Here is a 13,564-nt window from a genome sequence, read left to right as displayed (position 1 = left end):
CCTAGATGTTGAAAGCTGGTTCGATGACTTTGGAGAAGAAGCTGCGGGTGCGCTCCTCGCGGGGGTTGGCGAAAATCTCCTGCGGGGTGCCGGACTCGACAATCAGTCCGTCGTCCATGAACACCACGGTGTCCGCAACGTCCCTGGCGAAGCCCATCTCGTGCGTGACAATGATCAGCGTGGTCCCGGAGGTGGCCAGTTCGCGGATGACATCCAGGACCTCATTGACCAGTTCGGGATCCAGCGCGGAAGTGGGCTCGTCGAAGAGCAGGATCTTCGGGTTGAGGGCCAGTGCACGGGCAATCGCGACACGCTGCTGCTGGCCGCCGGAGAGCTGGCGTGGGTAAGCATTGGCACGGTCTTTGAGGCCCACCCGGTCAAGGAGTTCCAGGCCGCGCTTCCTGGCTTCCGCCTTGGAACGCTTCTGCGCCACGATCGGCGCTTCGATGACGTTCTCAAGTGCCGTCAGGTGCGGGAAGAGGTTGAAGCTCTGGAACACCATGCCGATGTTGGTGCGCTGCTTCAGGATGTCCTTCTCGCGCAGCTCATGGAGCTTGTTGCCGCGGACTTGGTAGCCCACGAGTTCGCCGTCGATGGTGATGTAGCCGCCGTCCACCTTTTCCAGGTGGTTGATGGTCCGCAGCAAGGTGGACTTGCCGGAGCCGGAGGGGCCGACGATCACAGCGACGCCGCCCGGCGGAACGGACAGGGAAACGCCCTTGAGGACTTCGGTGGCTCCAAAGGATTTGCGGACATTCGTGATGTCCACTTGGCCTCGGGTGGCTGGCTTGTCCGCCGCGGCGCGCCGACCCGCCGTCGTGGGTTCCTGGCTGGAAGGCGCGGATTCCCGGTTGGAAGGCACCGGTTCCTGGCTGGAAGCCGGTGGCTGCCCATCCAGGGTGGCCTCGGCGAGGTGCGCGGCAGCTGCCGCTTCTGAGGAAGAAAAGATGGTGGTCATCGGGATTCCTTCACGTTCGTGGGAGAGGCAGCGACGTGGGTGGCGAAGAACTTACGGGCTTTCTGCAGGGGCGTGAGCGGCAGGGTCCGCAGGGCGCCCTTGGAGAAGTGGCGTTCGATGTAGTACTGGAAGACGCTCAGCACCGAGGTGATCACCACGTACCAAAGCGTGGCGACGAGCAGCAGCGGCAACACTTGTTGGGTCCGGTTGTAGATCACCTGGACCGTGTAGAAGAGCTCGGAGTAGGCCAGGACATAGACAATCGAGGTGCCCTTGACCAGGCCGATGATCTCGTTGAACGCGTTGGGAAGAATGGCCCGCATTGCTTGGGGCAGCACAATCCTGGTGGAGCGCTTCCACGCCGGGATGCCCAAAGCGGACGCTGCCTCGAGCTGGCCCTGGTCAACGGAGAGGATGCCGCCGCGGATGATCTCCGCCGAGTAGGCTGCCTGGTTCAGCGTGAGTCCCAGGACTGCTGCGGCGAACTGGCTGATAAGGGTGGTGGTCTGGGCCTCGAAGAAGCGGACGTCCGTGAAAGGAATGCCCAGGCTGATCTTCTCGTAGAGGTAGCCCAGGTTGTACCAAAGCAGCAGCTGGACCAGCAGCGGGGTTGAACGGAAAATCCAGGAGAACGTCCAGGACACCGAGACCAGCAGCGGTGAGGCGGACAAGCGCATGAGGGCCAGGACGAACCCGAGCACAAAGCCAAGGACGCCGGAAATGGCGGTGAGCTTCAAGGTCTCGATGAGACCGTTGACCACCGACTGGGCCGTGAACCACTCGGCCACCACTCCCCACTCCCAGCGGGGGTTGGTCACCAGTGACCAGGCAATGGCGGCGACGCCTGCGGCCACCACTACGGTGCCCACCCATCGCCAGGGGTGCCTGGAAGGAACCAGCTTGTAGTCGGAGTAATCCACGGTGGGCGGTGCAGTTTCCGCCGGGGCAGGCGGTGCGATTGCACTCATGCGCCACCTCATTTCAGTTCGATTGTTGTCTATCGGATGGCTGCCAATCTATGGGCGCTCGAAACCCGTCAGCAAGGCGGGAATTTGCACTTCTTCACCCGGCTTAGCGCGGCTTAGCGGGACTACGCACAGCGTCACAATCGGCTTCATGGTGCGCCATTTTGAGTCGTCGTTTTTCCTGTCTTGACGTTCCGTGACGCGTAGTGAACGGCCGTTACCAGCGCCTCGACTGTGCCCCTCCGACGTCCCTAGATTGGGCTGCATACCCTACTGCTTTCCAGGAGATCCCATGCCGCCAAGAGTTCCCGCCATCGCCTTCATCGGCGGCGGCCCGCGCACGGCCGGTGTCCTCGAAAGACTTGCTGCCAGCCGCCCGGCCTTGTTCGAGGGCCCGCTGCACATTCACGTCATAGAGCCGCACCAGCCAGGTTCCGGAAGGATCTGGCGTTACGACCAGGACCCCGGGCTGCTGCTCAACTCCACTGCCGCGGACGTCACCATGTTCACGGACGCTTCCGTGGCCTGCGATGGTCCCTCGGTGGACGGTCCCGGACTTTCCACCTGGGCGGCCGGCGTGCTGGACGGCAGCATCCGCGACGTTCCGGCCCTCGAGCCGCACTTGCTGGAGCAACTGCGGTCCCTCTCCCCCGCGTCCTTTCCCACACGGCAGCTCCAGAGCAAGTACCTTGAGTGGTTCTTCGGCCGCGCGGTCGCTTCACTGGGCCCCGACGCCGTGGTGACCGTTCACCGGGACACCGCCCACGGCGTTTCGCCTGCAACGGCCGGTGAGTCCGACGCCGGTGCCCACCGCGTGCGGTTGGCTTCCGGTGCCGAGGTGGCTGCCGACGTCGTGGTGTACGCACTGGGCCACACCGACTCTTTGCTGGAGCCGGAGTCGGCCCGCCTCGGTGAGTTTGCTGCCCGGCACGGCGGTTTCCATGCGGCGCCGTCGTACACCACCGACGTTGACTACTCCGGGATCGAAGCCGGGCAGGACGTGATCGTCTCCGGCATGGGGCTGGCGTTCGTTGACCTGTTGGTGCTGCTGTTCGAGGGCCGCGGCGGCCGGTTCAAGGAAAGGCCCGACGGCGAACTGGACTACGTGCCGTCCGGCGCCGAGCCGCGGGTCTGGGCCGGGTCGCGACGCGGTGTGCCGTACCACTCGAAGATTTCCTCGGTGCTGCGCGGGGAGCCGGCCGCGCGTCCGCGCTATTTCACGGCTGAGGCTGTTGCGGAGTTGCTGGCCGAGCATCACGAACTCGATTTCCGCACCCAACTGTGGCCGCTGATCGCCAAGGACGCCGGCTATGCGTACTACCGCGAACTGTTCACCGGCTACCCGGAACGGGTTTTGGGAACGTGGACCAGTTTCGAGGCGCACTTCGACTCCGTGGACTGGTACAGCTCAGCCCGGGAAGAGCTGGTGAACTTCGCCGTGCCTGATGCCGCGCTGCGCCTGGACCTGGAGAAGCTCGACCATCCGCTGAGCGGTTGCGCCTTCGCGGACCATGACACCGTGCAGCGATCCGTGGCCGCCTACATCCAGCGCGACTTGGACCTCCGCACCAGCGACGACCATTCCGAAACCCTCGCCCTCTTTACCGCGCTGCTGTTCGTTTACATGGACCTCGGCCGGCTGGTTCCGCAGGAGCGGCTCAACGCACGGTCGCAGCAAGCTATCCATGGTTGGTGGCACGGTTTCTTCAGCTTTGTCGATTCCGGACCGCCCCCGCACCGCCTCCGCGAAATGCTCGCGCTGCACCGTGCCGGCCTTTTGAAGTTCCTGGGTCCCGGCATGTGGGTGCGCGCGGACGAGGCCGTGGGCCGGTTCGTCGCAGGCTCGTTCCAGTCGCCCGTAGTGGTCGACGCGTCAGCGTACATCGAGGCGCGGCTGCCTTCCCCGTCCGTGGAACGTTCCGCAAACCCCGCCCTGGCTGACCTGCACGACGCCGGATGGGGCACCGAGCAAAGGCTGCTCACCTCCGAGGGCGCCCACTCCACCGGTAAACTCCTGGTTTCCGGGAATCACGAGGTCTTGTCCCCTGTTGGTACACCACAGAATGGTTTGTTTGCTGTGGGGCCTTGGACATCCGGCTGGGGTGCGGGAGCGTTCGCCCGTCCCAACACCAATGCTGCACCGTTCCGGGAGAACGATGCCCTTGCGCGCCGGATCCTGGCCACCGTTGCTGCCACCCACCCAACTGAGTCGCAGTTAGCGCCGTTTTGAGCCCTCAAAACGGCCTCACCTGCTACCTACTTGGGTTCCACCCACGAAAGGCTTGACATGACAACAACGCCCACAATGCCGACGTCGGGCCTTTCCGTCCTCAGCCTGCGCATGCGGGACCCGCGCGTGCGGCCGCTCCTTGACGAGCTCGCCGTCGAATATGAAACGCGCTACGGAAACCTGTTCGGAACCGGCGGCGCTGCCGAAGAACTCAACAGATACCCGGCCGAAGAGTTCGAGGCTCCGCACGGTGCCCTGATCATCATCCAGGAGAACGGCGAGTCCATTGCCGGCGGGGCCTTCCGCAGGTACGACGAGCACACGGCCGAACTCAAGCGGATCTGGACGCATTCCGCGCACCGTCGTCGCGGACTCGCCCGCCTGGTCCTTACCGAATTGGAAAATGAGGCTCGTCGGCGCGGCTACCGGAAGCTCTACCTGACCACGGGTCCCCGCCAGCCAGAAGCCAAGAACCTGTACCTCGCCACCGGCTACAAAGCACTGTTCGACCTCGCAGCGGACCCGGAAGAAATCAAGCATTTGGCGTTCAGCAAGGATCTTGCCGTCCCCAGCTAAACTATGCGCATGGCCAACAAACCCATCGCAACAACTGCCGAAAAACTCGCCACCATCCAGCAGGGGTACACCCTGGAAGGCGCCACCATCGAGCTCGGTGCCGCGATCGTGGACGACGAAGTCCATAAGGAAGCGCAGGTCCGCCTGCCGCTCGCCATGATGAACCGGCACGGCTTGGTGGCAGGCGCCACCGGCACCGGCAAGACGGTCACGCTGCACATGATCGCAGAACAGCTTTCGACGGCGGGTGTTCCGGTTTTCCTTGCCGACATCAAGGGCGATCTCTCCGGACTGGCGACGGCGGCCACCCCCAGCGAGAAACTCACGGCACGTACCGAGGCCCTCGGACAGCAGTGGCAGGCCAAGAACTTCCCGGTGGAGTTCCTTTCGCTCGGCGGCGACGGCAACGGCATCCCAGTCCGTGCCACCATCACTTCGTTCGGGCCCATCCTGCTCTCCCGCATCATGGACCTGAACGACACCCAGGAGTCCAGCCTTCAACTGATTTTCCACTTCGCGGACAAGAACAACTTGGAACTGATCGACCTCAAGGACCTCCGCGCCGTTATCCAGTTCCTTACCTCGGACGAAGGCAAAGCCGAACTGGAGAATCTTGGCGGGCTTTCCAAGGCCACGGCAGGGGTGATCCTTCGCGAACTCGTCACGCTCGAGGCACAGGGCATGGAGAAGTTCTTCGGCGAACCCGAGTTCGATACCGCCGAGCTCCTCCGCACCGCCCCGGACGGCCGAGGCGTCATCAGCTGCCTTGAGCTCCCCACGCTGCAGACCAAGCCCCTGCTGTTCTCCACGTTCCTCATGTGGCTTCTCGCGGACCTCTTCGAGGACCTCCCCGAAGCCGGCGACCTGGACAAGCCCAAGCTCGTTTTCTTCCTGGACGAGGCACACCTGCTGTTCAACGGCGCGTCCAAGGCCTTCCTCGAAGCCATCACCACCACCGTCCGGCTGATCCGTTCCAAGGGTGTGGGCATCTTCTTCGTCACCCAGACACCCAAGGATGTTCCCGCCGATATCCTCGGCCAGCTCGCCAACCGGGTGCAGCACGCACTGCGTGCCTTCACTCCCGAGGACGCGAAAGCCCTCAAGGCGACGGTGTCCACGTTCCCTGTCAGCGACTACGACCTCGAGAAGACCCTCACTTCGGCCGGCATCGGCGAGGCCGTCATTACGGTCATGAACGAGAAGGGCGCACCCACGCCAGTTGCCTTGACCCGGCTCCGTGCTCCCGAATCCGTGATGGGCCCCAGCACCGACGACCTCGTCCGCAGCACCGTGGCCGCTTCCTCGCTGCTGTCCAAGTACGGGACCGCCGTGGACAACGTGTCGGCCTTCGAGAAACTGAACGGCAGCGCCGCTGCGCCAACCGGTGACGCTGCGCCAGGGCTGCCGCCCGTACCGGCCTCCTCTACCGGGGTATCCCAGGCCGACGTCGATGCCGAGGCACGCCGCATCGAAGAAGAGATCCTCGGGCGTCCAAGCTCCCGGCCGGCGCCTGCTCCCGAGTCCTACCCCGCTCCGCCCGCCATGCCTGCACCGGTACCCCAACAAGCCCCCCAGCAGGACAGCGGCATGTTCGGCGACCTCGCCGGGGCGCTCGGAGGTGCACTCGGCGGCGGCCTCAAGAGCATGGTCCGGTCCATGGGCACCCAGCTCGGCCGCGACCTCATGCGCGGCGTCTTTGGCACCTCCTCACGGAAGCGCCGCTGAGGTCCCAACCACGACGCCGGGCGGCGGCACTGCGCGCTGCCGGCCGCCGTCGTGGCTTTCCTCACAGGTGGATATAAGTCACTCGGAAGCCTTCCTGCACTACCATGGCCGCCGCGGCGGGTAACGTAAAGGGCGTGCAGTTGAGTCAAGCGATGGTCAGGACCGCAGCCGGATGGCTGCTCGGTCTGATGCTTGCTGCCGCCGGGGCGATCGTTTGCATCAACCTGGTGAGCTCGTCGGTGGCCAGTCCGCAGCAGCCCGTGAGGGAGTATCTGGAAGCCCTGCAGAAGGGCGAAGGCGAGGAAGCGCTGGGTCTCCTCCGCGCCAAAGTCCCCAACGCGAACGCGGCCATGCTGGACGGCACGGCGCTGCAAACGGCCGCCTCCAAGATATCCGACGTCAAGCTTGGGAACCCCGAGGCCCGTGGCAGCAACCGCATGGCGGTGCCCCTCGACTATTCCCTGGACGGCAGCCGGCTCCACACGGAATTCCTCATGGAACGCACGGGCACGCAATGGTTGTTCTTCGCCAAATGGGCGTTTGTGCCCACCACGCTGCCCACCATCGAAGTCACGGTGGTCAACTCCAGCGAGGCCGCACTCAACGGTGTCCCGGTGAACATGCCCAACGGCCGCAACACTTTCGCCGTGTTCTATCCCGGCAAGTACGAGGCCAGCCTGAACGGGACGTTCTTCGAAGCCCCGCCAACCTCTGCCCTGGTTGCCACGCGGGACAGCGGCCAGGCACCCCTGAACCTCCAAACCAGGTCCACCAAAGCCATGAACGAGGCCGTGGCCGGCAAAGTCCGAGAGTTCCTGGACACGTGTGCCGCCCAAGCCACCGAGCAACAACGCCTCCAACCCGACTGCCCGTTCTACCACGTAAGCAACGCCCGCGTGGTGGACGGAACCATCAAATGGGAAATCACGGAGTACCCCAAGATCACCATCGAACCGTTCGGCGGCAAATGGGTGGTGGCACCCTTGAACGGCAAGGCCCGGCTGACTGCCCGCGAGATTGACCTGTTCACGGGCTTCGGCAACGACCTCAACGTGGAGCACGACTTCAGCTTCACCACGCAACTGGACACCAGCAACGGCACCGTCACGGTGACCCCGTACCTGAGTTTCTAGGCACGGATAGACCGGAGCTGCGGACAGGCCTTTCTTGACGATGCCCACAGCGTGAAGCCCACAACGTGAAGCCCGCAGCGTGAAGTCCTCGAGCATGAGTCCTCGAGCATGAAAGGCCCGGGCCAACCCCTGAAGGGGCAAACCCGGGCCATCCCCGTCTTTCTAAGGCTTAGTCCATCCCGCGCAGGTCCAGGACCAGCTCGGACTCGCCATCGGCCTGCAGCACCACCGGGATTCCCCAGTCCTGCTGGTACAGATGGCAAGCTGCGTGGTCCGGGATCTCACCGTCTTCCGTTTCCGGTCCGTCGCACGCGGCCGCTCGCGCCGTGATGTGGAGGATTCCCTCGGGAACATCGGCCGACAATTCAAGGGTGCGCAGCAAGCCCACGGACGTTCCACCCCCGGAGACCAACAATTCCGGAGGAGTCGAGGAGATCTTCAATTGCGTGGGGTCGCCCCACCGGTCGTCCAGCTTCTGGCCGGTCGGAGCCTTGAAGCGGACCGCAAGTTCCAAAGTGCCGGGCGTCACCGGGCTCTTGGGACGGTGCGTCTGGGAAGCACCCTCATCAACCTGCTGGGCTTCCTTAGGGATCGGCACCAGGACCAGCTGGTGTTTGTTCGACTCCACCACCACCAGCAGCGGCTCGCTGCCTTCAACCTGGACCACGACGACGTCGCTCGGCTCAGCAAGGCCCCTCGCCAACGTGGACACGGACTTGGTGACGGGGTCGTACCGGCGAACGGCACCGTTGTACGTGTCCGCGATGGCCACGGAACCGTCCGGGAGCACAGTGACACCCAAGGGGTGCTGCAGGCGCGCATCGGCGGCATCGCCGTCACGGAACCCGAAATCGAACAGGCCCTTGCCCACGGCAGTTTCCACGGTGACGCCGGAATCGCTGACAACCAAGCGGCGCAGGGACGACGTCTCCGAGTCGGCCACCCAGATGTTGTCATCCGCGTCGATCGCCAAGCCGGACGACTGTGCGAACCAGGCTTCCTCGGCCTTGCCGTCCAACAACCCTTCAAGACCGGAACCGGCCAGGATGGAGACCTCATTGGTCAAGGGATCGAAGGCGAAGATCTGGTGGGTTCCCGCCATCGCGATGACAACGCGCTGCAGCTTTTCGCTCCACACCACGTCCCAAGGCGAGGACAGGGATACCCCGGTACCGAGACCCAGCGCCCCGACGTCGATGGCGTCGGCAGCGAAGTCAGCCGGACCGGCGTCGTGGTGTTCAGACCAGGTTCCTGCGCCGGTGTCAGTCACGCGGGCAGGTCCGGCGTCCAACAGGCGCTGCACGCCGTTGCCTGCAACGGTCTGTACATAGCCGGAGCTGAGCGTCACGCCCCGCAGGCGGTGGTTGACGGTGTCTGCAACCACGGCGTCGTAGCCGAGCTTCCAGGCCAGGTCCGACGGCAGCAGGGCAACACCCTGGGGTTCGTTGAACTGTGCGATCTCCGCTTGCCCATCCAGGTACCCCTTGGTGCCCGAGCCAATGACGCGCTCCACGGTTTCCAGGTCGGGGCGGAGCTCCACCAGCCGGTGATGACCGGAGTCGACCACGAGGTAATTGCCGTTGGTCAACTGTGTCGCCTTGCCGGGGAAGCGCAAAGTGCCCGACGTCGGCACGGGAGCCACGTACGGACCGTTACCGCGGTGGAGGGTTCCCTTGGCGTCATGCTCGGCCACGAGTTCCTCCAGCAGGACAGCAAGGCCGTCTGCGTGGCCCTCGCCGGAGAGATGGGCCACGATGTAACCCTCGGGGTCAACCACAACGAGCGTGGGCCAGGCACGGGCCGTGTAGGCCTTCCACGTGGCGAGCTCGGGGTCGTCCAAGACCGGGTGGTGAATTTCGTAGCGCTCAACGGCGGCTGCCAGGGCCAACGGATCGGCCTCGTGCTCGAACTTGGGCGAGTGCACCCCGACCGTCACCAGGACGTCCGAGTACTTTTCCTCCAGGGGCCGGAGCTCGTCCAGGACGTGCAGGCAGTTAATGCAGCAGAAGGTCCAGAAGTCGAGGAGCACAATCTTGCCGCGCAGGGATTCCAGGTCAAGGGACTTGCCGCCCGTGTTGAGCCAGCCGCGTCCCTCCAGTTCGGAGGCCCGGACCCGGAGTTGGGTGCGTACGGTTTCGCTCATCAGCGTCCTTCCAGCTTGGTGTTACGTTCGGTGTGCCCGGCAGCGGTGTCCGGCTGGGCACCAGTTTCCTGTGGGGTGGCGCTGTCCTGGGTGGAGCGTTCAGCGGTGGAGCGTTCAGCGGTGGAGCGTTCAGCCTGGGCCGTTCGCGTCGCCTGGGGTGTTGGCGTGGTTTGGGGTGTTGGCGTGGTTTGGGCTGCTGTCGTGGTTTGGGCTGCTGTCGTGGTTTGGGCTGCTGTCGTGGTTTGGGCTGCTGTCGTGGTTTGGGCTGTTCGGCCGGCCACTTTGGCATCGCGGTCAGCGAGCCGGGCAAACATATCGTTGTAAGCACTGAGATCGGCGTCGTTATTCCTGTCAGCGGCCCGGTCCACGCGTCGGGTCTCCCGCTCATCGGAGCGGGACCACATGACGGCCACGCCAATGGCCACCAAGAGCGTGGGTACTTCGCCGATGCCCCATGCCACTGCGCCGCCCAATTGTTGGTCTCCGATGGCCGACGGACCCCAGGTGCGGCCAAGGTTTCCAAAGTAATCAGCCGCGAGGAGCCCGGTGCCACCCATGATGGCCACGCCGAAGAATGCGTGGAAGCCCATAGTGGCCAGCAGCAGGAGCAAACGCATGGGGTAAGGAGCCCTGCGCGGCAGCGGATCGCTCCCGATCATGCTCAAGACAAAGATGTAGCCCGTCAGCAGGAAGTGCACGTTCATGAGCTCATGGCCTACGTGCTCGCGCATTGCAAGGCCGAAGAGGTCCGAGTAATAGAAAAGAACAATTGAGCCCGCGAAGTTCGCCGCGGCGAACAGCGGGTGCGTCACGACTTGAGAGAACCTGGAATGCACGAACAGCAGCAACCATTCCCGGAGGCCCCGGGAACCGTGGGCGCCCTCGCCCCTGACCGGGAGTGCCCGCAGCGCCAGGGTGATCGGCGAGCCCAGCACCAGGAAAATAGGAGCCACCATGGTGAGAGCCATATGGTCCACCATGTGCGCCGAGAACAGCACCCGGCCGTAGACAGCAGGCGGGCCCGAGGTGATGTATGTGAGGACCACCAGCCCAATAAACCAGTTCACGGCCCTGAACCAGGACCACTTATCCCCGCGCCTGCGGAGCTTGATGATGCCCAGGATGTAGGAGACAGCACCGAACAAGGCCACTCCCACCCACAGCCAGTCCAAGCGCCACTCCGTGAGCCAGCGTTCAGGTGTGAGTTCCGGCGGGACTTCGTAGCCGGAGAGAATGAAGGACGGCGACGCGTCCGGCGCGTACGTGGTGGGCTGCGGCGGGGCCGAGCGTCCCAGCGCGACGGCGAGTCCCGACGTCGCGCCCATCACCAGCAGCTCAACCAAAATCAACTGCCACAGCACCCGGCGGGCAGACATTGAACCGTTCTTGCCCAACTGCGGAATGACCCACTGGCGGTGCATGAATCCGATGCCGCCCAGCACCAACGTGGCAAGCGCCTTGGCAACGATGAGTTGGCCGTAGGCCGAACCAAAGAGATCACCGAGGTTGGTGACCCGGATGGCTGCATTGATGACACCGGACGCAAACACGAGGACGAAGGCAAAACCTGCCAGCGACGAGAAGCGTCGAAGGGTCTGCTCCGTGATGTCCTGCGTACCCGCGCTCCTGGAACCGGTGAGGAGCCTCGAGATGACAGCCAGCATGATGATGCCGCCCACCCAGGTGGAAACGCCCACCAAGTGGAGGCCCAGCGAGTTGATGGCACCTTCATGGTCGCTGGAACTCGACGAGTGTCCGATCAGCGCAGTGGGAATCAGCCCTATCAGCGCCAACAGCAGCGTGAATGCCAGGCCGGTCAGCGAACGGACGCCAAACAGGGCAGTCGTGACGACTGCTGCGATGATCGTGACAGCGAGCCAGGCCTTGCCGGTCTCGATATCCGTCATGAAATACACCAGGGCCCGGGTGAAATCTGCGTCTCCGGAGAGGCTCTGCCCCGCTACGTCCGCGTATGTCAGCACAAGGACGGCAACGGCCGACAATGTCCACGCCGCTCCGGCCGCAGCTGCAACAGCAAGGGCACGGGTGAACGCCGGGTGCTCAGGAGCGTCGACGTCCTTCTCGCGGGATCGGGAGCCCCTAAGGTTCTTTGGCAGGATGCCTACGGCGAAGATCAAGCCGCCAATCACCGTAGCCACTGACACGTTATGGATGGCCTTCGCCACGGGAAGGCCCCAGCGGACCAAGGCGCCGGGGTCCGAGACCTGACGGGCAGCTGAAGCTCCGGAGAAGATCAGGGCTGCGGCCAAAGTCAGGAAGAGTACGCCCAGTCCGGCCAGCTGCCATGGGACGGAAATGCCCGTGACGGCATTGCCTCCCCGCACTCCCGGCTTGGGAGCAGGCGAAGGGGCAGTGGCGGAACTTCTTGCTGATGGCACTCATCCATTGTCCGCTACCTGTCGCCGGGCTGCGAATCGGGAAGGCGCTATGTGCACAAACTCAAAGCAGAAAGGGACGGCAACCAGCAGGTTACCGTCCCTTTCAAGGCATGCGCCGAAGAGAAATTACTTCTTCTTGGCGACTGCAGCCTTCAGCTTGGAACCAGCGGTCAGCTTGACGCTGTGGCCGGCTGCGATCTGGATGGTCTCGCCGGTCTGCGGGTTGCGGCCGGTGCGTGCTGCACGGTCGGTGCGCTCGACTGCAAGCCAGCCCGGGATGGTGATCTTCTCGCCAGCGGCGACAGAAGTCTCGAAAACTTCGAACAGTGCATCGAGCACGGAGTTGACGGCTGCCTGGCTGGTGCCAGCCTTGCCTGCTACCTCTGCAACGAGTTCACTACGGTTCTTAGCCATTTACGTCCTCCTGGACTCATACGTTTTTGAGCTTTCAAGCGGAATGCGAGCAAGCCACTGCTCGAAAACTTACCAGCTTGCACTGGCATGGCCAGCAAATTCCGCGTGTTTCCGCGCTTTTTTGACCAAAATCACCGGATTTTCAGGGTTTTTGGGGATGATGTACGCCCATGGCGTACTCTTGGCCGCGTCTGGTGGGCTGGCAGCCTCCTCACAGCGCGCACGTGGACTGGCCCGAATCACGAGCAAATCAGAAGAGAATCCGCTGATGCAGAAGGTGGTCCTGCCACTCACCGGCAATGTTGAGGTATCTCGAGGCCAAGCCGATCTGCTCAAATCCGCACCTCTTCAGGACGGCCTGGGACGCGGCATTGTGCGTCAGTGTGGCAGCCTGGATACGGTGGAGGCCGAGTTCGTTGCCGGCCATGGCAAGGACAGCTTCCACTGCGGCAGAGGCAAGACCCTTGCCTGTACACGCCTGATCTATCCAATAGCCCAGATTGGCGTTCAAGAAGGGGCCACGAACTATGCCCGTCAGTGTGATCAGGCCAACGATGCCCGTATCGCCTATAAGAACCCATGGCAGCTCACCGCCCAATAGCTTGGTTCGGATGCTTTCCCGTTGACCGGCAATCGTGAAGAACTCTTCGCTGCGGAGGGGCTCCCACGGCGCCAAATGCTCGCGGTTGCACAGGTAGGCTTCTGCCAAAGACTCAGCGTCTGACAGCTCCAGGGGCCTTAGATTCACGTCCAAGGGGCTTACCGACGCGGCATCCAGGGTTCGAGTGAGAATCATCTCAAGACTCTACCCGCAGAGCTGACCCGTCAGGGTACGTCGTTGCAGCTCAGACCGCCGTCAGCCCGGTATGGGCGTGTTTGGTGGTTAAGTGGGGAGAGCCCCGACCGTCGTGGTCGGGGCTCTCCCGTTAATGTGTGTCCGGCGGTGTCCTACTCTCCCACACCCTCCCGGGTGCAGTACCATCGGCGCTGTGGGTCTTAGCTTCCGGGTTCGGAATGGGAC

At 63.7% G+C, this 13,564-nt stretch carries 10 protein-coding genes and 1 rRNA gene; 4 read left to right on the top strand and 7 right to left on the bottom strand.

Annotation, left to right across the window (positions count from 1 at the left end; all coding sequences use genetic code 11):
* Position 1 precedes the first annotated feature (1 nt).
* Both ACFRJ9_RS22485 and ACFRJ9_RS22480 read right to left on the bottom strand, forming a co-directional pair.
* Positions 2 to 958, bottom strand: coding sequence for an amino acid ABC transporter ATP-binding protein (locus ACFRJ9_RS22485; protein ID WP_377672753.1), 957 nt, complete (start codon positions 956 to 958; stop codon positions 2 to 4).
* Complete coding sequence (locus tag ACFRJ9_RS22480; protein WP_377672750.1) at positions 955 to 1,926, bottom strand: amino acid ABC transporter permease; 972 nt, start codon at positions 1,924 to 1,926, stop codon at positions 955 to 957. The genes ACFRJ9_RS22485 and ACFRJ9_RS22480 overlap by 4 nt, the downstream gene beginning before the upstream one ends.
* A 289-nt stretch (positions 1,927 to 2,215) precedes the next feature.
* On the opposite strand from ACFRJ9_RS22480, the gene ACFRJ9_RS22475 reads away from it, so the two are divergent.
* The 4 genes from ACFRJ9_RS22475 (at position 2,216) to ACFRJ9_RS22460 (ending at position 7,587) form a co-directional block, all read left to right on the top strand.
* The gene (locus tag ACFRJ9_RS22475) at positions 2,216 to 4,153 is read left to right on the top strand and encodes an FAD/NAD(P)-binding protein (protein ID WP_377672747.1); all 1,938 of its coding nucleotides are present in this window, start codon (positions 2,216 to 2,218) and stop codon (positions 4,151 to 4,153) included.
* Positions 4,154 to 4,210: 57 nt separating this feature from the next.
* The gene (locus tag ACFRJ9_RS22470) at positions 4,211 to 4,729 is read left to right on the top strand and encodes a GNAT family N-acetyltransferase (RefSeq protein WP_377672744.1); all 519 of its coding nucleotides are present in this window, start codon (positions 4,211 to 4,213) and stop codon (positions 4,727 to 4,729) included.
* A 3-nt stretch (positions 4,730 to 4,732) separates the two neighbouring features.
* Entirely contained in the window at positions 4,733 to 6,454 is a 1,722-nt protein-coding gene (locus ACFRJ9_RS22465) for a helicase HerA-like domain-containing protein (protein WP_377672741.1), read from the top strand.
* Positions 6,455 to 6,558: 104 nt separating this feature from the next.
* Positions 6,559 to 7,587 carry a hypothetical protein gene (locus ACFRJ9_RS22460; RefSeq protein WP_377672738.1) on the top strand — a complete coding sequence of 343 codons (1,029 nt, stop codon included), beginning with the start codon at positions 6,559 to 6,561 and terminating at the stop codon, positions 7,585 to 7,587.
* A gap of 169 nt (positions 7,588 to 7,756) precedes the next feature.
* Here the strand turns inward: ACFRJ9_RS22460 and ACFRJ9_RS22455 are convergent, their stop codons facing one another.
* From ACFRJ9_RS22455 to rrf, 5 genes are all read right to left on the bottom strand, one after another.
* Positions 7,757 to 9,730, bottom strand: coding sequence for an NHL domain-containing thioredoxin family protein (locus tag ACFRJ9_RS22455; RefSeq protein ID WP_377672735.1), 1,974 nt, complete (start codon positions 9,728 to 9,730; stop codon positions 7,757 to 7,759).
* On the bottom strand, positions 9,730 to 12,129 hold the full coding sequence (locus tag ACFRJ9_RS22450; protein ID WP_377672732.1) for a cytochrome c oxidase assembly protein: 2,400 nt from the start codon (positions 12,127 to 12,129) through the stop codon (positions 9,730 to 9,732). The genes ACFRJ9_RS22455 and ACFRJ9_RS22450 overlap by 1 nt, the downstream gene beginning before the upstream one ends.
* 126 nt (positions 12,130 to 12,255) lie before the next feature.
* Positions 12,256 to 12,543, bottom strand: a complete 288-nt coding sequence (locus ACFRJ9_RS22445) for an HU family DNA-binding protein (RefSeq protein ID WP_011776355.1) — start codon at positions 12,541 to 12,543, stop codon at positions 12,256 to 12,258.
* Positions 12,544 to 12,793: 250 nt separating this feature from the next.
* The gene (locus tag ACFRJ9_RS22440) at positions 12,794 to 13,339 is read right to left on the bottom strand and encodes a GNAT family N-acetyltransferase (protein WP_377672730.1); all 546 of its coding nucleotides are present in this window, start codon (positions 13,337 to 13,339) and stop codon (positions 12,794 to 12,796) included.
* A gap of 139 nt (positions 13,340 to 13,478) precedes the next feature.
* Positions 13,479 to 13,564: ribosomal RNA gene (gene rrf, locus ACFRJ9_RS22435) — 5S ribosomal RNA — on the bottom strand; the annotation flags it as partial.

The organism is Paenarthrobacter sp. NPDC056912 (assembly GCF_042786555.1).
Taxonomy (GTDB): Bacteria; Actinomycetota; Actinomycetes; order Actinomycetales; family Micrococcaceae; genus Arthrobacter.
The sequence above is the reverse complement of the archived record's forward strand: the minus strand, read 5'-3'. Positions and strand labels throughout refer to the sequence as shown.

Coding starts and splice junctions, on each gene's coding strand:
- ACFRJ9_RS22485 (WP_377672753.1), bottom strand. CDS start 958: ATGACCACCATCTTTTCTTCCTCAGAAGCGGCAGCTGCCGCGCACCTC.
- ACFRJ9_RS22480 (WP_377672750.1), bottom strand. CDS start 1,926: ATGAGTGCAATCGCACCGCCTGCCCCGGCGGAAACTGCACCGCCCACC.
- ACFRJ9_RS22475 (WP_377672747.1), top strand. CDS start 2,216: ATGCCGCCAAGAGTTCCCGCCATCGCCTTCATCGGCGGCGGCCCGCGC.
- ACFRJ9_RS22470 (WP_377672744.1), top strand. CDS start 4,211: ATGACAACAACGCCCACAATGCCGACGTCGGGCCTTTCCGTCCTCAGC.
- ACFRJ9_RS22465 (WP_377672741.1), top strand. CDS start 4,733: ATGCGCATGGCCAACAAACCCATCGCAACAACTGCCGAAAAACTCGCC.
- ACFRJ9_RS22460 (WP_377672738.1), top strand. CDS start 6,559: ATGGCCGCCGCGGCGGGTAACGTAAAGGGCGTGCAGTTGAGTCAAGCG.
- ACFRJ9_RS22455 (WP_377672735.1), bottom strand. CDS start 9,730: ATGAGCGAAACCGTACGCACCCAACTCCGGGTCCGGGCCTCCGAACTG.
- ACFRJ9_RS22445 (WP_011776355.1), bottom strand. CDS start 12,543: ATGGCTAAGAACCGTAGTGAACTCGTTGCAGAGGTAGCAGGCAAGGCT.
- ACFRJ9_RS22440 (WP_377672730.1), bottom strand. CDS start 13,339: ATGATTCTCACTCGAACCCTGGATGCCGCGTCGGTAAGCCCCTTGGAC.